General features: G+C 39.3%; 11 protein-coding genes. 7 read left to right on the top strand and 4 right to left on the bottom strand.

Going from position 1 to position 19,717, the window contains the following annotated elements; genetic code table 11:
- Positions 1-11: 11 nt before the first annotated feature.
- The 6 genes from FZF08_RS18335 to FZF08_RS18310 are packed head-to-tail and all read left to right on the top strand — an operon-like array spanning position 12 to position 12,017.
- Positions 12-2,690, top strand: coding sequence for a TonB-dependent siderophore receptor (locus FZF08_RS18335; RefSeq protein WP_159471385.1), 2,679 nt, complete (start codon positions 12-14; stop codon positions 2,688-2,690).
- 19 nt (positions 2,691-2,709) lie between these two features.
- Positions 2,710-3,531 (top strand): class I SAM-dependent methyltransferase, encoded by an 822-nt coding sequence (locus tag FZF08_RS18330; protein ID WP_159471384.1) that lies wholly within the window; start codon positions 2,710-2,712, stop codon positions 3,529-3,531.
- 11 nt (positions 3,532-3,542) lie between these two features.
- Positions 3,543-6,155, top strand: a complete 2,613-nt coding sequence (locus FZF08_RS18325; RefSeq protein ID WP_159471383.1) for a hypothetical protein — start codon at positions 3,543-3,545, stop codon at positions 6,153-6,155.
- On the top strand, positions 6,152-9,859 hold the full coding sequence (locus FZF08_RS18320) for a sensor histidine kinase (protein WP_159471381.1): 3,708 nt from the start codon (positions 6,152-6,154) through the stop codon (positions 9,857-9,859). The genes FZF08_RS18325 and FZF08_RS18320 overlap by 4 nt, the downstream gene beginning before the upstream one ends.
- 40 nt (positions 9,860-9,899) lie before the next feature.
- Positions 9,900-10,787 carry a sensor histidine kinase gene (locus FZF08_RS18315; protein ID WP_159471379.1) on the top strand — a complete coding sequence of 296 codons (888 nt, stop codon included), beginning with the start codon at positions 9,900-9,902 and terminating at the stop codon, positions 10,785-10,787.
- Positions 10,788-10,832: 45 nt separating this feature from the next.
- A complete protein-coding gene (locus FZF08_RS18310; RefSeq protein WP_159471377.1) occupies positions 10,833-12,017 on the top strand; it encodes a PP2C family protein-serine/threonine phosphatase in 1,185 nt (394 codons plus the stop codon).
- 79 nt (positions 12,018-12,096) lie between these two features.
- Here FZF08_RS18310 and FZF08_RS18305 read toward each other — a convergent pair whose 3' ends face one another.
- Both FZF08_RS18305 and FZF08_RS18300 read right to left on the bottom strand, forming a co-directional pair.
- The gene (locus FZF08_RS18305) at positions 12,097-13,911 is read right to left on the bottom strand and encodes a glycogen/starch synthase (RefSeq protein WP_159471375.1); all 1,815 of its coding nucleotides are present in this window, start codon (positions 13,909-13,911) and stop codon (positions 12,097-12,099) included.
- Between the two features lie 236 nt (positions 13,912-14,147).
- A complete protein-coding gene (locus FZF08_RS18300) occupies positions 14,148-15,053 on the bottom strand; it encodes an alpha/beta fold hydrolase (RefSeq protein WP_159471373.1) in 906 nt (301 codons plus the stop codon).
- A gap of 620 nt (positions 15,054-15,673) precedes the next feature.
- Here FZF08_RS18300 and FZF08_RS18295 point away from each other — a divergent pair.
- Positions 15,674-16,240 (top strand): Crp/Fnr family transcriptional regulator, encoded by a 567-nt coding sequence (locus FZF08_RS18295; RefSeq protein ID WP_159471371.1) that lies wholly within the window; start codon positions 15,674-15,676, stop codon positions 16,238-16,240.
- 82 nt (positions 16,241-16,322) lie between these two features.
- Here the strand turns inward: FZF08_RS18295 and FZF08_RS18290 are convergent, their stop codons facing one another.
- Both FZF08_RS18290 and FZF08_RS18285 read right to left on the bottom strand, forming a co-directional pair.
- Positions 16,323-18,893, bottom strand: a complete 2,571-nt coding sequence (locus tag FZF08_RS18290) for an ABC transporter permease (protein WP_229216591.1) — start codon at positions 18,891-18,893, stop codon at positions 16,323-16,325.
- Between the two features lie 43 nt (positions 18,894-18,936).
- Positions 18,937-19,626 (bottom strand): ABC transporter ATP-binding protein, encoded by a 690-nt coding sequence (locus tag FZF08_RS18285; RefSeq protein ID WP_159471369.1) that lies wholly within the window; start codon positions 19,624-19,626, stop codon positions 18,937-18,939.
- Between the last annotated feature and the right edge of the window lie 91 nt (positions 19,627-19,717).

Raw genomic sequence — 19,717 nt, 5'->3', positions numbered from 1 at the left:
TCAGCGTGGTTATGAAATTGAATATTTACATTTTAATTCTGCTGTTATTATTCTTGTCCGGGCCATTTCTGCCTGTATTTGGACAGGATATTTGCGGGGAATTTAAAATAGCCGAAGCGCAGAAAAAATATAATAACGGGAATTTTCAGGAAGTTTTTGGCTTGCTCGATCCTTGTCTGAAAGAAGGTTTCAGTGATACAGAAAAGATCAATGCCTATAAAATTCTTTCTATGACTTATCTGGCGATTGATTCAACTGAAAAGGCTACGGAAAATATCAGGTTAATGCTGACGATGAATCCTGCCTACGAGCCAGACCTGGATTTGTCGGTTTCTGTTCGGTTTATCGCAATCGTAAATCTGCTAAAAAATGCCCAGCAAACAGTCGTTCGTGTAAGTTCGGTTTCCAAAAAACTGGAAGATATCAACAAAGCACCAGCCACCGTAATGGTTCTGACAAGTGAGGAAATTAAGCAGCGGGGGTATATTGATCTTGAAGCATTATTCAGTGATTTGCCAGGTTTTGACGTGTCAAGAACTTATGGATCAACGTATTCCAATATTTACCAGAGAGGTTATCGTTCAAGCAATACGGAAAGAACGTTGTTTATGATCAATGGGATTGAAGAAAATGATTTCTGGGGAAATTTTGTGTATTGGAACCGCCAGTTTCCAATTTCAAATGTTAGCAGGATAGAAATTGTTTACGGTCCGGCTTCCACAATGTATGGTGCCAATGCCTTTTTGGGAGTGGTCAATGTAATAACTAAACAACCAGGTGATTTTATCAAAAAAGACAAAAAGACAGGTGTTGCCGCGGACATGGGTTATGGTGCTTACAAAACCAAATATGCCGATGTTACAGCGGCCGCAAAGTTTAAAAATATTGTCTTTTCAATAACGTCAAGAGCGTATTATTCCAACGAGCAGAATTTGTCAAAATATGATGAATACAGTTTCAATCCTGCGGATTATGACAAGATCGATTATAAAAAAATAATGAGCGTCACCACGGGCGCGGCCGCTTTTGTTAATGCAAATAAAATTCAGGATGGGAATGCCTATTATACCGTAGCCAAAGATATTAACGGAAATGTGACGGCGGCAAATCTTACGGATCTGGGAGCAAGTGCGGCCCGGAATTTTGATAAAGCCGCTTTGCAGGGAAATCTGAATGGTAGCCCAATCGGCTATTCTAACAAGTTGGAGCATTTTTATATTAAGGGAAGTTTGAAAGTCAGTGATTTTACACTTGGTTTTCAAAAATGGCAGAATGTTCAGGGATCAATCAATTATTCAAATGACAATTCCCGTGCAGGTTCCGACAATGGAAATTTATGGGAGCCCAGACAGGCACTTTATTATGCTATTTATGAAAAAGAGATTATCAAGGACAAGCTCATAATTATCAATACTTCGCAATACCGCACCACACAAATTAATGATCATTCCCGGATTGTGACCATCCGTAATTATTCAAATAAAGCATTGACCGGTGCAAGTTTATTGAAAAACACAGCTCCATTCTGGCGTACCCAGTTTTATTATCAGCAATCACAACAATACCGGAACGAGTTAAAGGTACTTTATAACCCCAATTCCAGGCTTGATATTGTTGGTGGGTTAGAGGTTCGACAAAGTGTGATCCAGGGAGATTATAAAAAAATTACAATTGATTCAACGCTTCGGGATGACTATTATATCAGCGCGCAGGATTTTGGAAAAAGTGATTTTGATAATGTTCCGGGTGGAAATTTATTTGAACAAATTAATATCGGAGCCTATGCGCAGGGCACTTACGAAGTGCACAAATCACTGCGTGTGACTTTGGGCGAACGTTTTGATTATAGCCAAATCCGCAGAAGCGGCGGTTATGGAGCACAGTTCAATCCACGTGTTGCGGTCGTTTACACCCCTGGAAAATTTGTGATCAAAGCCATTTATGCCAGAGCTTTTCAGGATGCGTCGAGCCGGGACCGGTATTCGACATCTGCGCCTACAAGGATGATTGCGAACCCGAATCTAAAACCGGAAGGGGCCAATAATTATGAAGTCTCGTTCAATTTCAGCCCGATGAAAAATGCCAGACTGGATGTGAGTGTTTATCATGCCATATATAAGGATATCATCGAAGAAATTTCAGTGCCGTACAACAATGGTTACACCTTGCAAAAAAATAATACGGGCAAGTCATACGTCACCGGTGTTCAGGCGGTTTTTGATTATAAAATTTCCCGGAATTTTAGTCTTTTCAGTAATTACACTTATACAAATGCCAAAAAAGATTCTATCGCCGGAGGTATAGTTCAGGACGCCATTACCAATAAAAAACTGATCGTTGGTGATATTGCCCGCAATCATTTTAATGCCGGTATCAATGGCGTTTTTCTAAAAAATGACAGGCTGAATGTGAACCTCAGATTCAATTATGTATCAAAAAGAAGGGTAGGCCAGGGCACTTCTGTTCCGGCAAATCCGCAGCCTAATGGTTTCTTTCCAGCTTTTAGCCTGATCAACGCCGCTGTCACTTACAAGCTTACAACGGCAATTCAGACCCAATTGATTGTAAATAATGTCTTGAACGCCCAGTATTCCGATCCGGGAATCCGAAGCGCAAACGGCATAGACCAGGCTTATCGAACTCCTCAGAAGGGCATAAATTCGATGCTCCGCTTTATTCTTAACTTTTAACAAATTTAACCCGACTTCTATGAAAAATTCCTATGATGAAAGAGTGATCCGTTATGAAAGTGTTACCAATTTCAGTGATGATATGTTTGATGATCTCGTGGCGATCATCGATCCGCAGGATGGTGAGGTAATACTGGATTGCGGAGCAGGATATGCGCCTGTAACCCAGGCAATTATTTGCAGAGAACCAATGCTTGAAATTGATTATTATATTCTGGAATACAGCATCGTGCAACTTCAAAGAGCACAGATTGAAGTGTCTGAACTTCTTGATTCTATTGGTCAGGTAAGATCGGTTTCTTACCAGCAGAATAGTGCGGCTTCGATGGATTATCCGGATAATTTTTTCGATAAAGTGATTACCAAAATGGTATTGCATGAATTACCGGCAGGTGAGCAGGTGAAAATGATCAGCGAAATTTTCAGAATACTGAAACCAGGCGGAAAATTGATCTTGTGGCAGACGATTCTGGATGATTCGACAGTGCATTTTTACAGAAATATGTTCCGTAAAAAAGACAGTCTGGCCGGCTATGATTCACTGGTGGAAAACAGAAATTTCATCACCCAGGAAGCATTTTACTATCTGCTTGAAAATGCAAGATTTGAGAAATATGAACTTGCAAAAGCCTTTACCTACAATTTTAATAGCAAATACCGCCTGTATTCAGAGTTGCAGGGAGATATGGGAAAGTTAAAGGAACTAAACAGTTATCTGCTCGAAATGGTAGAAATGGAAGGCCACGGTTTTTCTCAAAAGACCCAAATTTCCTTTGAAGATGACAACGTTAGTCTGTTCTTCAAACAAGGCGTTTATCTGGCTCAAAAAGCATCTATTTAATACGTAAACAAATGATAACCAGGCAGTCGCTGCATACTACTTTTAATATAAAGAAAGACGAGGAACAACCTGTCTTGCTTTTACTTGCCTATTCCTTTTTCAGCGGAATATCCATTTATATATTTTATATCGTAGCCAATGCACTCTTTCTGGTAAACTATTCAAAAGCAATGCTTCCGGTGGCTTACATTGCCGGAGGTATCCTGCTTTTTTTCATTGGGAAGATCAACGTTTCTTTTCAAACCAAAATCAATTTTACAAAGTTATCCGTCGCACTGATCGTTTTTCAGTTTATTTCCGTGGCCGTGATGCTTTACTTCTATGAAACTTTTTCATGGAAAGGCATTACGCTGGTTATGTTCATCTGGAACCGGATTTCCGTGTATGTCAGTAACGTTACCTTTTGGACTTCATCATCCAAAATATTTAATCTTGAACAGGCGAAACGTATTTTTAGCCTAATTGCAACGGGTGATGTGGTGGCTTCGATTGTAAGCTATTTCGCTGTGAATGTGCTGCTTAGTGCAAAAGTTCTGCACACCGAAGAATTGCTTTATATCAGCTTGGGAGCGCTACTGGTTTCCCTTGGGATCATGATGGTGATCATCAAAAAATACGATACTAAATTATCTACAAAACCTAAGGAAAGTGCAGTGCAACCGGTTAAAGAAACACAAGTTGACGGCGAAACTGAGATAAGAAAAGTATGGACACTAAATGAAATCAAATTTGCAAAACCGGATTTTTTCGCAAGTTCAGCGGACGATTCTCCTACAAAAAAGAACTATAAACACCTGGTTTTTCTTTTGGGTATGGTGCCGGTTTTAGGTGTTTATTTTGCAGAATTTATTTTTTCAGTTGAAGTTAAAAACCAGTTTCCTGCCAAAGATCAGCTTACTGTTTTTCTGGGACAATTTTTCTTTATTTCTGCCATTATTGAATTGCTGGTAAAAGTGTTTTTTTACCGTTTCACAATTCGAACTTTTGGTTTGATTTCCGGAATAATCCTGCTTCCTGTTGCGCTGGTACTCGTTTTTGTATTTGCCATTACCATCAGCTCCTTTGATCTTTCTGTCTTCTTTTTCATTTTATTAAGCCGGTTTTTGTGTATTTCGGTCAAAAAATCTTTTAGTGATACATCCTTCCAAATTCTGTATCAACCGCTTGAAAAACAGGAAAGTATGGCATTGCAAAACAAAGTTGAAATTTATGCAAAACCGTTGGGGTACATTTCAGCAGGCGTTATTTTACTGTTGCTTGTCAGTGTTAATCTGGGTGCGCCGATCTACGTGATGTGTGCCTTTCTCATCATTCTTATTGGCTGGGCAATTGCCTCTTTCCGGATGCAAACCGAATACCAAAATATGCTTTCAAGCCTTTTTTCATTACCTGCGGCAAATGTTACAAAGGCAAATGCATTGGAACAGAATTCAAAATTGACACAGAAGAATTTAGAAGATGACGGCAGGATTTCTTTTGAATCAATAGTTAGTAAATCTTTATCCGAAAGTCTCCCGGAGGTGTTGGAAGGGATTGTGATGCTTGGCAGATCCAAAAGATTTTTGTCCTTTAAATACCTTATCCCACATCTTCAAAGTACTAATACAATTATTAAAAAAGCAGCCATCATCGCATCCGGAGAAAACGGAAATCCGGAACTTTGGAATTATTTATTTGAAAATCTGTGTAGCAAAAAGTATTTCAGGGAAACGCGGTTGGCGATAGTCAAAACGGGAGATCGCATCATTCCGGCGCTGGATGAGTATTTCGATCTTTCCAGGGAGGATGTTGATGTTCAATTGAGCTGCGTGGAAATTATTTTCACTATTGGCGGAGATAAGGCGATACGTTCCTTACGTCAAAAATTAAATGATCCTGTGCAATGTGTCAAGGATAAAGTGTATGAATCATTGGCTGCTATGGGTTACGGAGTCAACCTGATTGAAAGGTCAAATCTGGTTACAGAGGTGCGTTTGCATATCGGATTTATCATTTGGGTTATTGCCGCACAACGAGATTTGTTCAGCACGCTTCCGGTGGACAGCAGTTTGGGGCCGGAACTGGTCAGAGAATACAACCGGTCTATTTTGAAACTGCTTAATATCCTGACTTTACTAACAAAAGATAACAGGCTTTTTGAAGTTCAAAAATCAATTAGTTCCAGAAACGAAAATACGAAAAGTTATCTTTTAGAAATCCTGAACATCGCTATTCCGCCAGAGCATAAGCCACAGGTTATACCTCTTTTTGAAGATATATCAATATCAGAAAAAATACTCAGATTTAAGAATTTGTATCCACAGCAAAGAATGTCTGTACAGGAAAGATTATACGACATTATCAATAAAGATTTTTCCAGATTAAATGTGACTACAAAAATTGCGGCTGTTAAACAGCTGGAAGACTATCCGTCTGAAGAAACCACATTCATACTCTGTGCAACAGCGGTTTCATCCTCGGAAATATTATCTGAAACCGCTATGGAAATTTTACTGGTAACAGATTTTCAGGCTTTTACGACACTTGGTCATACCATGATCTGGAAAAAAGATGATTTCCATTGCAAGATTGGAAACCGGTTGGAAAGCAGTGTTTTTAAATCTTTTTCAAATCCGGCCTTATGAAATACTTCTTATATATTGTTGCTTTTCTCGTTATTCAGGCTTTGCCTTTGACCGCTCAAAGCAATTTGCAGGAAATGCCCGCACCGTTAATAAAGCTTTATTCTCCAAAAGATTATAAAGCACACGGACAAAATTTTGCCATTGTGCAAAACAAACAAGGTGTTCTGTATTTCGGTAATTTTGCCGGCGTTCTGGAATACGATGGCGTATTTTGGAAAACCATCCCAACGAAGAATATTACAAAAGTTTCAGCACTTTATCTGGATAGCGCGCAGCAGGTTATAGTGGGTGGAAACGATGAGTTTGGTTATCTGTCACCTGACAAATCGGGTTCCTTTAATTTTGTCAGTATTAGTAATTCAGAAAGAGATTTTGGAGCAATAATCAGTATTTTCCAAAACGCCGACGGTATTTATTTCATAGCAAAGAATAAAATTTTTCTATGGAAGGGAAAAACGCTGAAAAACTGGAAAATAAAGGAAACGATTACTTCGGCGTTTTTGGCAAATAATATTATTTACATTTTCAAAACCGGCGTTGGTTTGACCCGTTTTGATCATGGAAATTTCTTCCGGTTGCCATTAGCAAAAGATACTGAAAATGTGCAAGACGTAAATTCTGTCCTGTTTTTGAATGGAAAAACATTTATTACCACAAGTCATCAGGGAATTTTTACTTTCGTAAATGGAGCTATAAGCAGACTTCAATCTCAGGCAAATGAATATCTGAACGGGAAGGAAATTTTTAGCGGAAAAGTCATGAATGACAATACGCTGGGAATCTTTGCTTCGGGTGGAAATTTTCTTTCCATACATCCTGAAAACGGAGAAATCAACAGTCGTGTCAGAGAAAACGATCGTTTTGTTGGAGAACGGGTCAATTTTTGGATCCAGGACAGAATGGGTGGTCTTTGGATGGCTTTGAATAATGGTATTGCCCAAATGGCAATCACTTCACCGATTTCTTATTATTCCGAAAATGAGAATCTTAGAGGTCAGATCAATGATATTTTTCGTTTCGATGGAAAACTTTTCACGGCCACCAGTAGCGGGTTATACTATCTGGACAATGGGAAATTCCTGTCATTTCCATCCATTAAAGTTGCAGTTTGGTCGTTGACAGGCGCCAATGGAATTCTTTATGCAGCCACCAGCCGTGGCGTTTACAGCATTTCAAAAGGGAATAAAGCAACACCGATTTCGGATGATTTTACTTTTTGTATTTATCAATCCAAAAAATTAAAGTCAAAACTTTATTTCGGATTGGAAAACGGTCTGGCGGAAATGGATCTTTCCAAGGGTGGCCGCATAAAAAATATACCGGGTATTAATGGCCAGATTTTCAAAATGGCGGAAGATCAGGATGGCAATTTGTGGCTGGAATCGCAGACCAATGGGATTTTTAAATTTAATCAGGACACACAAAAGGTTATCGATTATAGCACTGGAAAAGGTTTGCCAACACGTTTGTTGAACCGGATTTCGGTTGGTCCGTCAGGGTTGCTGGTGAGTAATATTAAAGGTGTTTTTCAATATGAAAGAACCACGGAGCGGTTTGAGCCTTTTACCGCTTTTTATAGAGACAAATCAGCTGTTTGGAAAAGTTTGATAAGCCAGGATGCGAGGGGAGATATCTGGACGACCAACGGGGATGAGAAATTTATAACATTATATGAAAAGCAGGCAAATCATCGGTACAAAGAAGTAACCGTACCTTTTCTTCCGCTGGCAGACAGGACTTTCAACGTGATTTACCCTGATGCCAACAATATTGTATGGTTTGGCGGGGCGGACGGAATGATCCGTTTTGACCGGAATCAGAACATTTCTTATTCGCTTCCTTACTCCGCTTTTATCCGGAAAATTACTGCAAAAGGGGATACCGTACTTTTCAACGGATTTAAGGAAGCGACCAAGCCGGGGGAAAACAGCACAAAACTGGACTATAAGTTTAATGATATAAGCTTTGAATTTTCAGGTGCAAGCCTGATTCCGGACGACAATCTTTTGTTCCAATATTACCTCGAAAATTTTGATAAAACCTGGTCGCCCTGGACATCCAAATATCTGAAAGAATATACCAATTTACCCGCCGGGAATTATAAATTCCGGGTGAAAGCTCAAAACATTTATAACAACCAGAGCAACGAAGCTTCTTTCGATTTCACAATTCTTTCGCCGGTTTATCAGCGTTGGTGGGCGATGCTGATTTATCTGGCAGCCATGATTGGTGGAAGTTTGATTATCAGACAAAAACGGATTGAATTTGTTGCAAACAAAACACAAAATCTGGAATCGCTGATAAACGAGCGGACGGAAGAAGTGGTTCAGCAAAAAGAGGAGCTTGAAAAACAATCCGAAGAGCTTACGGCGACCAATGATCAGCTTGAAAGGATCGATGAATTTGTAAAGTCCATAAACAGTGAAGTTAATACCGAAAAATTATTTCAAATGGTGCTTGACCGGCTTTGTTTATTTCAAAATGTAGACAGTGCGTCGGGTCTGATTTTTAACAAATCGACAAAAAATTACCAGTTTATAGCACTTGCCGGGAAAGTGGCCATTGCTTCCTTGGAGGATGTATCTCTTTCTTACGAACAGGCGGCGCATCGTTACATTGATTCAGCCACAGAAGTTTTTGAAGATATTTTTGTCAAAAATGATTTTGTATATGAAAATCTGGACAGTTCGATCGATACTATGTTTTCTCCTAAGTCTCTCATTACCATTGTTATTCGGGTGGAAACCGAAGTAAAAAGTTTTATCACGATGGAGAATATGGAACATAGCCATGCTTTTGGTCCCCGTGATTTCAATATGGTCCGCAATCTGAAAGAGCATTTGATCGGTGCTTATATCAAAACAAGTATTCTCGAAAATCTTGAAAATACGCTTTCAAATCTTAAATCGACGCAGCAGGAATTGATCAGACAGGAAAAACTCGCGTCAGTGGGTCAGTTGACAAAAGGAATCGTAGACAGGATTTTAAATCCGCTCAACTATATCAATAATTTTTCCCAATCATCGAAATCCTTATTGCAGGAAATTGAAGAAGTTACTGAAAAATATCAGGATGGATTTACCGAAGATGATCAGGATGATCTTGGAAGTGGAGTAGTAATGCTTAAAAAAAATCTCGAAAAAATTTACGAACATGGAGCGAGTACAACCCGTATAGTAAAAGATATGCAGAAACTTCTGAAAGGAAAATCAACGGAGTTCCTGGTTACTGAGCTTAATGTTTTTCTTGAAACAAAAGCAAAAACAGCACTTGCAGAAGTGCTGGTCGACTACAAAGGCTGCGAACTTCATCTGGATTTTGATCTCTACAAAGTACCTGTAAAAGTGAGTCTCTTGCCATATGAGTTCTCGGAAGTTTTACAAAATCTTATCAGTAATGCCTGTTATGCAGTTTTTGAAAAGAGTAAAATAGAAAAAAACTATGTTCCGGAAATTTCCATCACAACGATAAAAGCCAGAGATGGAATCCGGATTCAGTTTCGGGATAATGGAAAAGGAATTCCGGCAAAAGAAGTTGAGCAGATTTTCAGTCCATTTTTTACTACAAAACCCACGTCCAGAGGAACAGGTTTGGGTCTGTATATGAGCAAAGATATTGTTCAATTCCACAAAGGAGAAATGTCAATAAATTCCAAAGACGGAGAATATACAATAGTAGAAATTCTATTGCCGGTTATTCAATAATGCACTTTATCGAACCTACTTACACTTAACAATACCTAATATGGAGCAGCAAAAAGACAATCATGCAGACTCTCCGCCTACGGCAACAAGTCTCCATACCGGGATTGAGGAATTGAATAAAGAAATTGAAGCGTATCAGCAGAAAATATCTGAATTGAGTAAGCTGGCTGATATAGGTCAGTTAAGTGCGGGTATACTCCATGAGATAAAAAACCCCGTTAGTTTTGTCAATAATTTTTCAAGATTATCTCAGGGACTGGTGGAAGAACTTGCAGAACTTTTAGATAAACCGGCAGAGGAAGTTAGTGAAGACGACAAGGCGGATCAAAAGGATTTGCTAGACGCACTATCTAAAAATCTTGTAAAAATTAACGAAAACGGAAAAAGGATAGAGCGGATCATTCAAGGTATGCTTTTGCAGACCCGGACAGATGGCGCATATCTGGAACCAACCGATCTGAATCAGTTGCTGGAAGAATTTAGCAAACTGGCTTATCAGGGTGCCCGCTCAGAAGACAAAGAATTTAATGTGACCTTGAAATATGATCTGGATCCTTTGATTAAGGAAGTGAAATTATCACGTGGTGACTTCGGTCGGGTGATATTAAATCTGGTCAACAATGCCTGTTATGCAGTGAACGAGCGCGCTAAAAGACAAATAGAGAAGTATGATCCGTTCATCAAAATCACATCAAAAAAACGTAATGACAGAATAGAAGTCCGGTTTGAGGATAATGGAATTGGTATCCCGGCTGATATTGTTTCAAAATTGTTCCAGCCATTTTTTACAACAAAACCGCATGGAAAAGGCACAGGCCTCGGACTTTCGCTGACATATAGCACCATTGTGGAAACACATCAGGGTACTATTGAGGTTGCTTCTGAATTAAACGAGAGAACGGAATTTCTAATCATAATTCCGGCATAATAAACCCGGATATTTTAAAAATACTCATAAAAAAACTTCACAATAATGGCAATCCGAATATTAAGTGTAGACGACGAGCAGGATATGGAAATGCTGATTCTTCAGCTTTTCAGAAAACAGATCAGAGACAAAAAATATGAATTTGTTTTCGCCAATAATGGTATAGAAGCACTCGAAAAGTTGGAGGAAGTGGGTGACGTTTCGCTGATTTTATCAGATATCAATATGCCCGGAATGGACGGCTTGACCTTTCTGTCCAAGATTAACGAGAAGCAAAATCCACTACTGAAATCCATCATGGTTTCGGCATATGGCGATATGGACAACATCCGCACTGCGATGAACCGCGGTGCTTTTGACTTTGTTACAAAACCAGTGAATTTTGAAGATCTTGAAATAACGATCAGCAAAACGGTGGAGCACATTGAAATGCTGACAAGTCTTGAAAAGGGCAGGGAGCAGTTGATTGCAATACAAAACGACCTGAGCGTGGCGAAGGAAATCCAGCTTTCCATGCTTCCAAAAACAGTTCCTGCAAATATCGGAAAAGCAGGCATTGATCTTCATGCGTTTTTACAGCCAGCCAAGGTGGTAGGAGGGGATTTGTATGATTATTTCATGATGGATGAAGATCGCTTATTTTTTATGATAGGCGATGTATCCGACAAGGGAATTCCGGCAGCACTTTTTATGGCCATTACCAAAGCTATTTTCAAAAGCCAGTTTTCCAACAAAAATGGTGATAGCCTGGTGCAGAAGGTGAAGATTTTAAATGAATTTTTATGCGAGGATAATTCAATGTTTATGTTCGTTACAGCCTTTATTTGTATTTTAAATACGAAAACAGGTGAGGTTGAATATGTTGATGCGGGCCATGAGCCACCGATCATCCAGCGTGCCGACGGAACGACTGAGCTGGTTAAGAAACAGGAAGGCATGGCTTTGTGTTTTGATCCCGAATATGAATATGAGTCCAGATTCCTGACACTTAATCCGGGAGATAAATTTGTACTTTATACAGACGGTGTTACGGATGCAAACAACATGAGCGGTGCACGTTTTGGACTGCCCCATTTACAGGATTTTTTCACAACTGGTGAGGGTTCAATCCAAAAATCGGCCAAAGAAATGAATGAAGTTACACTGTCCAGTTTGGTGCAATTTATTGGTCCTGCTATTCAGTTTGATGATATTACGATGTTGTCGCTGAGGGTTATGAATGGAGAATAATTCCGTTATCTAATTATTTTTGCCAAAATTCCACGAATTTTCACCAATGTAAAATGGTGAAAATTCGTGGAATTTTATTTCAATACAAACCAGTAGCCGGCTGGCTTCGCATCATGGCCATATTATAATTTTCTTCATAACGTGGCTGAATTTCTGACCAGCATAAGTTTTCAATCGCGGTATCTTTTACGCTGCTTCTTGGAATAAATTGATTATTGACAAAATTTATTGTGAAATCATACAGCATTTCGGAAAGCTGATACACAGCCGCTTCATCCGACTGAAATTTCCGGTCAAGCATATATATATCTTTATCCTCATAATCAGGGACATTATCCTGTATGAATTGACCAAATCCGGAATGATTACTAATAATTGTGGGTGTTCCCAGGACAACGGATTCCATCGGCGCGTATCCCCAGGGCTGATAGAGATCAGGAAAAATTCCTAAATGGCAGCCTGAAATAAATTCAGCATAGTCGATACCCAATAGGGAGGTAGCTCTTTCAATAAAATCATTATGATAAACCACTTTTACGGCAGAATTTTTACTATTATCAAAACCTGCTGCACGGCAAAAATCGGTGATTTCATCCTCATGTATCAGATGATGCGTGGCAACAGCAGGTAATTGTTTTTGTTTAAATCCGGCTACTGTCTTTTTCCAATCCTGCAACAATTCATCATCCAATAGCTTGTTAATATCTGGTAGTGTTGAGCCGCCGTCGTGCGTGACTGACGCATATATGCGAGGGCCGAGCTTGGAACTGATTTTTCGGCATAACTTCTGCATATGCTGATAACGGGATCTTGCTTCCATTGCATTTGCTTTTACGGAATAATGCGGTCTGGGAGACACAATGAAAAGAATCACTGTAATGTCGGAATCCATTTCCTGCAATTTTTCTTTAAATTGTTCAATCGCTTTCAGCGTTATATCAAAACCTTTGTTTCTGTATTCGTACCTGCCGGATGTAAAAAAATACAAGGTCTTTTCTGTATTGAAATGATAGCTCGGGAAAAACAATCCTTTTACAAATTCATCAATCATACTACGATATTTTTGATGCTGGGAAAAGCTTTCATGGGGAAATTTCTGTTTGAAATTTAATCCATTCGGTAGGATGGAATCCGGGTAACGGCCAAGAAATAATTCGCACTCCTTTGCACATTGCGCACTTACTGTTGTGAGTACATTAGCATGTTGTGCAGCAGCTTTTTCTATTCCCGTTTGTGCTTCAATATTGTAATGGGCTGCTTTTTCGTCAAGATCGTAAGTGGACAATTTATTATAATAATCATATTCATTCGGTGCGAGATATCGTCCAAATACGGTGGCGTGTGCAGTAAAAACAGTAGCGATCTTGATTTTATCGTCATGAAGCTGCGGAAGACAGCTCGCAGACATCCATTCATGAAAGTGTGCAATTAAATCCTGATCATCGTTAGAAAAATTTCGAAGTGTCGTGAAAAAAATCCTGATAATTTCTCCGAAAGCCAGCACTTTGTCTGTTAGCACATCTGCACGCAGTGACGAAATTTGATGATCATTCCATAGTTTGGCTTTTACCTGGTTGAGATTAGGCAGATGGCTATCAGGATTGAACAAAATAACCAGCGGTCTAGATGATTCCAAAAGCCAGTAACCCAGATGGATTTCATAGCCCATGTCGCGCATAAGCAATATGGTTTTTCCTACAGGACATTCGCCGGTGACTACAACGGATTTAAAATCCAGCTTGGAAGTATCTGGGAAATATGGGCCGATCAGATAATAATTGTCTTCCCTGACGTCCATCACAGCGGGAATTTTGGACTTAATAAAAGTATAAATTCCGCCAACTTGATTACAGATTTCCCATGCAACTTCAAATAAAATAGTGTTAAGTTTCAAAACGATGGAGGATAGAAAAAAGTTGAGTTTTCAAAGAGGGCAAAATGTGTGTATTGAAAAAACAGGTTAATCTTTAAAAGATTTTCAAACGAAAATAATTACAATAAGAAATGGAATTCTTATATAAAAGTTTAAGCAGAAAAAATCAGGTTTGAAACGTCTTAAAGTGAGATTGAGACAAAAAAAGCTTCCGGATAATCAAATCCGGAAGCTTTTAAAGAGCAGTTTTTTAGGATTTAAATAATGAGATTAGCACCATTTTGAACCGCATTAATAGCTTGTTCTGCAACCTCAATATGGAGCGGTTTCCCGGCTATAAATCGAATTAGATCATCATTCAATCGTTCTTTTTCCGTAATGAAAAGTCCGTGCGGCGCATTCTCGTAAACAATATATTCAGCGGCAGGCATCAATTCTGAAGTCTTTTTTCCACTCACGTCAATCGGGACAGTTTTATCCGCATCACCATGGATAATCAGCGTTGGTACGTTGATGACTTTAAGATCGTCCCGGAAATCTGTTTCGCTGAAAGCGCGTATGCATTTGCTCGTAGCGCGGCCGGATGCTTGCAGAGCCAATATATTATGCCAGGTCATTATTTCATCACTCACGTTAGGATTTAGAAATGAGTTTCCATAAAATCCTTTGGCAAATTCTGCTAAAAATTTAGGGCGGTCATCTTCGGAAGCAGCGACAAATTCGTCAAACATTTCTTTTGGAAGTCCGTCAGGATTACTTTCAGTTTTCAACATAAACGGCACAACAGAACTTATGAAAACAACTTTTGAAATTCGTTTATCGCCATATTTTGACATATAACGGGCTACCTCGCCTCCACCCATAGAAAAACCAACAAGTGTTACTTCATGCAGGTCTAGTTCTTCCAATACCGCATTCAGATCACCGGCCAATGTGTCGTAATCATAACCTTCCCATGGCTTATCTGATTTCCCAAAGCCACGACGGTCATAAGCGATACAACGAAGAAAATGTTTGGGTAAAACATTCAGCTGATATTCCCACATTTCGCTGCTCAATGGCCATCCTGCAATGAACACGACAGGTTTTCCCTGCCCGATATCCTGGATAAATAATTTTACGGGTTTATCTGAATTTCCGGAAGTTGATTCTATGAAAGTCATAACGATTTTAATTATTTAGATTGATAGTTTGATGAAGCAACCAGTTACCAGATCATTCTGATCCGGTCTGTCCTGCGCATTGTAAAATAATCGTTCCCAGTACTTCCTGAGAAGCAGAATCTCACCTTTGTTTTGATCAAAAAATACAGAATAGAAAAGCCTTATAAATCTGAAAATTTAATCCGATTTTCGATATCCGTTAGTAGTGGCGTGTCGAAGCTGATTGCTTCGGACAGAAATAATTATTTGAATAGCGTAGTCCATTATTTTGAAATTTCAGTAAAAGATAAGGGTCATTCCTTAGTACTGGTTATTTCGTTTAAAGAATATATTGTAAAATTCTGATAGTGAATGGCTTTTTTATTGTTTTAGCGTTCCTGTCTGTGTCGTTTAGATTAATTTATTCTTCAAGTCTATAAAATGTAAGAATAGTAAATTACAATTGTTAGTACCATTATAATTCAACCTTTAACGAGTTCCCTGTTGATTGTCTTTAAAGAATAAATAAAATAATAAAAAATTGTATATTAGAATCAAGATGTTAAGTAATACTATATTTTGAATAGTAGAAGTGTGCTTTATAAAAATATAAGTTGGATTTTTACTTAAATTTTCAATACTTGGAAAATCTTTACATCTATATAAAAAGCATCATCAATCTGTCTGAGCAGGGATGGAGTTCCTTGAAAAAGGTTCTTAAAATCCGTGAAGTCAAAAAGGGTGAATATTTATTGAATGCCGGGGAGGTAAGTAATGCTCTTTATTATATCGAAAATGGTTATTGCAGAGCTTACTACAATTACGGCGGAAAAACGATTAACACAAATTTTTATTTTGAAAAAGAATTTGCTACCAATATAAGAAGTATGAAACTCGGAACCGGCTCGGAGTATTTTATTCTGGCTGAGGAAGATATGGATGTAATCGTTTTTGATAAAGAGCAACTTTACGAGTTATTCAGCCGGTCCGTTGAAGTGGATACGATGGGAAGAAGATTGATGGAAGAAATATTGGGACGACAGGAGGAGCAAGCTCAACTTTTTAAGCTGCATACGGCCAGAGAACGGTACCAATATATGTGCAAAATCCAGCCGCAAATTCTTGAAAGAATTCCATTGATTCATATCGCGTCTTATCTCGGTATAAGTATGGAAACACTTACTGAAATTCACAACGCGGCGCAATAATACCGATCGGGATATACGACCTACTGCGATCTTCCGAACATAAGGCTAATATATAATTTAAATACTCCTACAAAACGTAAGATTAAACATCCTGACGTAAAACCTCCAACGGCGATTTTGACAAAATGCCACGGCTGTTAATCAATCCAATGATCACTGTAAGTGACGTTACCAGTAACAATAATAAGAGCACATGCAAAAGTTCTGGTTTGAATTCTGTTTCAAATGTAAATTTCGCAAGTGCCCAACTGCTGATAAGCGCGAGTAAAATTCCGGTCAATGATGCCATAGCGCCAAGGAAAAAATATTCCAGAGCAGTGATAGCAAATATTTGTTTTCTGCTTGCCCCCAATGTTCTCAGCAAAACACTTTCTTGTAACCGCTGATATTTGCTTATCAATACAGATGAAATTAAAACTACAATTCCGGTTAGTATACTAAAACCGGCCATAAACCGGATTACAAAACCAATTTTATTGAAAAGATCATCAATCACTTTTAATACCAGCGCAAGATCGATGATAGAAATATTTGGAAAGCGCTGTACTAATGCCTGCTGAAATTTGGCAGAAACCTGAGCCGAGGGGACATGCGTTAAAAGTACATGAAACTGTGGCGCGTCTTCGAGAACGCCCGTTGGAAAAACGACTAGGAAATTAGTCTGGACTTCCGCCCAGTTTACGTCTCGCATACTCGCTACGTACGTTTGCATGATCGTACCCTGGACGTTAAAAACCAGCGTATCTCCCAAGGCGATATTACCTCGTTTGGCAAAACCTTCTTCCACCGACACCGGAATTAATGAGGAATTATCCTTGTATTTTCCAATCCATTCACCCTGCACGATTTTTTCAGATGCAGTAAGAGAGTCGCGGAAGGTGACACGATATTCTCTTCCAAAAATACGGCGTGATTGTTCTTTGGAAGTATCGCTTTCAGCCGTTGCAGCAGTACGCGAATTTACTTGTTCAAGACGTATATTGACGATAGCCACCGTTTCGTTAACCGGAAGACCTTCCTGTTTGGCAAGCGCAATTACTGCATCTTTCTGGCTCGACTGAATATCAAACAAAACGATATTGGGTTTATTTCCGCTCGATGATAATTTTACACGGTTCAAAAGAATTGTCTGAATGAAAAACAGGGTGCAGATAAATAAAGTACCAAGTCCAATCGCAACAATCAGAATGATAGTCTGATTATTTGGACGGAAAAGATTTGCCAGCCCCTGGCGCCACAGATAGCTCCATGATATCGGAAAAAACCGGCGAACCAGCCACATAAGCAGGTAAGCCATACCTGTCAGAATAAGAAAAGACCCTAAAATTCCACCTGTAAAGGAAAGTGCCTGGATCCAGTTATGTGTCTGAAGATAGGAGAATCCGAAAATGAAGCCGACGATCAAAATGTAGATAATCCAGGTTATTGGATCTCTTTGTGATTTTCCGTTATCTGCTGTATTACGAAGAACATTAAGCGGAGAAATTTTCCGGATCGATACCAAAGGCGGCATCGCAAAAAGTATTGAAATGATTAATCCAATACCAATTCCTTGTCCGATAGCGGGCCACGATAAACCTGTTGTAAGTTCAAAAGGAAGAAAATCTTTGATTACAATCGGTAGGAACTGTTGAATGACACTTCCCAGAATAGCACCCAAAATGGATCCAAAAAGCCCTATTCCGGCAATTTGGATAAGATAAATCAAAAATGCCTGATACCCTTTTACGCCCAGGCAACGCAGAATCGCAATCGAGCTTATTTTTTCTCTGATGTAAATATGAACCGCGCTGGCAACACCAATACAGCCGAGAAGCAAGGCTATAAAACCAACCAAAGCAAGAAACTGGGTAAGATCTTTAAAAGATCTTCCGGTATCTTCTTTCTGGCTCTGAACCGTTTTATGGTCAAGATCAGCGGCGTCAAATCGGGATTCTAATGATTTTACCAATTTTTCGACATCTGTTTTTGGAGCAAATTTGATGTAATCACGATAGGCGATCCTGCTCCCTTTTTGCATCAGACCGGTTTGGTCCAGATACTTCATTGGAATATAAACCGAAGGCGCAACCGAGCTTGTCAGGCCCGTTTGTCCTGGTGCTTTCAATAATATTCCCGCAATTGCAAAAGTCACCTCGCCGACCTTGATGGAATCGCCCACTTTTGCTTCATATTGCAGCATCAACGTTTGATCCACCAATGCCTCCCTGCTATTTCTAAATGTTTTTCCTGCGCTCACCGGAGAAGTTTCCAGGTCACCATAAAAAGGAAAATCACCTTCCAGTGCCTTAACCTGTGCTAAGCGATTTCCATTGTTTTTTGGAAATAAAATCATCGAAGCAAAACTTCTTTCTTGAGAACGTTTTACACCCAAAGAATCAATCAGTTTTTTTGTTTTTCCGGTAACCGGTTTATTTCCTGACAGTTGAAGGTCAGCACCCAAAAGTGTAGCAGCCTGGCTGTCAATATTTTGTCTGAGATTATCGCCCAGAGAATAGATGGCAACCAGCGCAGCAATGCCTAATACGATCGATGATACGAACAAAAGCAACCTGGAACGATTTCGTCTGCTGTCGCGCCAGGCCATTTGTAACAGCCAGGGAAAGTTTAAGCCTTGTTTTGTATCTTCAGGTGATGTTTCGGATGGGATCATTTTATATCAAATTCACTATAAAAGGAAAAGAAAAACTTAGGTTTCAGACAATCAGAGCAGGTGTATCTGAAATAATTTTCCCTCCTTTTATTTTTATGATTCGTTGTGTTTTGGCGGCAAGTTCCAGGTCGTGTGTTACCACAACAAGCGTCGTTCCTGCTTCTTTGTTCAAATCAAAAAGTAATTTAACCACCTTTTCGCTTGTTTCGGCATCAAGATTTCCGGTTGGCTCGTCCGCAAATAAAATTTGTGGTTTATTTGAAAAAGCCCTTGCCAGAGAAACACGCTGCTGTTCCCCCCCGCTAAGCTGGGCAGGATAGTGGTGGCCTCTATCCGCGAGTCCTACTTTATCAAGCAAATCCAGCGCTCTTGGTTTTATATTTTTTTCTCCGCGAAGTTCAAGTGGTACCATTACATTTTCCAAAGCCGTCAATGTGGGCATCAGCTGAAAGTTCTGGAATATAAAACCTACATATTTATTCCGAACCGCCGCCAGTTGGTCTTCACTTAATCCGTCAAGACGTGTTTCATGCAATTCCACTTTACCGGAAGTTGACCGATCCAGACCGGCGCACAAGCCTAAAAGTGTAGTTTTGCCACTTCCTGATGGTCCTACAATGGACATTGTTGAGCCAGCTTCAACAGAAAAACTGATATTATCAAGCACTGTCAGTGATCTGCTGCCGCTTTGATAGATTTTACTTACCTGATCCAGATTCAGTATCGTATTCATTAAATTTTTCGTTATTAGGGTTTTTCTGCAACCTTGGCGGCGTGATCTTTGTATCAATTAATCAAACCTGGAACCTGACAGGAAATATAAA

The sequence above is a fragment of the Dyadobacter sp. 3J3 genome (assembly GCF_009801115.1).
Taxonomy (GTDB): Bacteria; Bacteroidota; Bacteroidia; order Cytophagales; family Spirosomataceae; genus Dyadobacter.
Note: the sequence above shows the minus strand (reverse complement) of the source record. Positions and strands in the feature narration are given on the sequence as shown.

Bases quoted from the DNA above. Each gene is read 5' to 3' on its own strand.
- FZF08_RS18290 (WP_229216591.1), bottom strand. From the start codon at position 18,893: ATGATCCCATCCGAAACATCACCTGAAGATACAAAACAAGGCTTAAAC.
- FZF08_RS18325 (WP_159471383.1), top strand. From the start codon at position 3,543: ATGATAACCAGGCAGTCGCTGCATACTACTTTTAATATAAAGAAAGAC.
- FZF08_RS18335 (WP_159471385.1), top strand. From the start codon at position 12: ATGAAATTGAATATTTACATTTTAATTCTGCTGTTATTATTCTTGTCC.
- FZF08_RS18300 (WP_159471373.1), bottom strand. From the start codon at position 15,053: ATGACTTTCATAGAATCAACTTCCGGAAATTCAGATAAACCCGTAAAA.
- FZF08_RS18330 (WP_159471384.1), top strand. From the start codon at position 2,710: ATGAAAAATTCCTATGATGAAAGAGTGATCCGTTATGAAAGTGTTACC.
- FZF08_RS18315 (WP_159471379.1), top strand. From the start codon at position 9,900: ATGGAGCAGCAAAAAGACAATCATGCAGACTCTCCGCCTACGGCAACA.
- FZF08_RS18320 (WP_159471381.1), top strand. From the start codon at position 6,152: ATGAAATACTTCTTATATATTGTTGCTTTTCTCGTTATTCAGGCTTTG.
- FZF08_RS18310 (WP_159471377.1), top strand. From the start codon at position 10,833: ATGGCAATCCGAATATTAAGTGTAGACGACGAGCAGGATATGGAAATG.
- FZF08_RS18285 (WP_159471369.1), bottom strand. From the start codon at position 19,626: ATGAATACGATACTGAATCTGGATCAGGTAAGTAAAATCTATCAAAGC.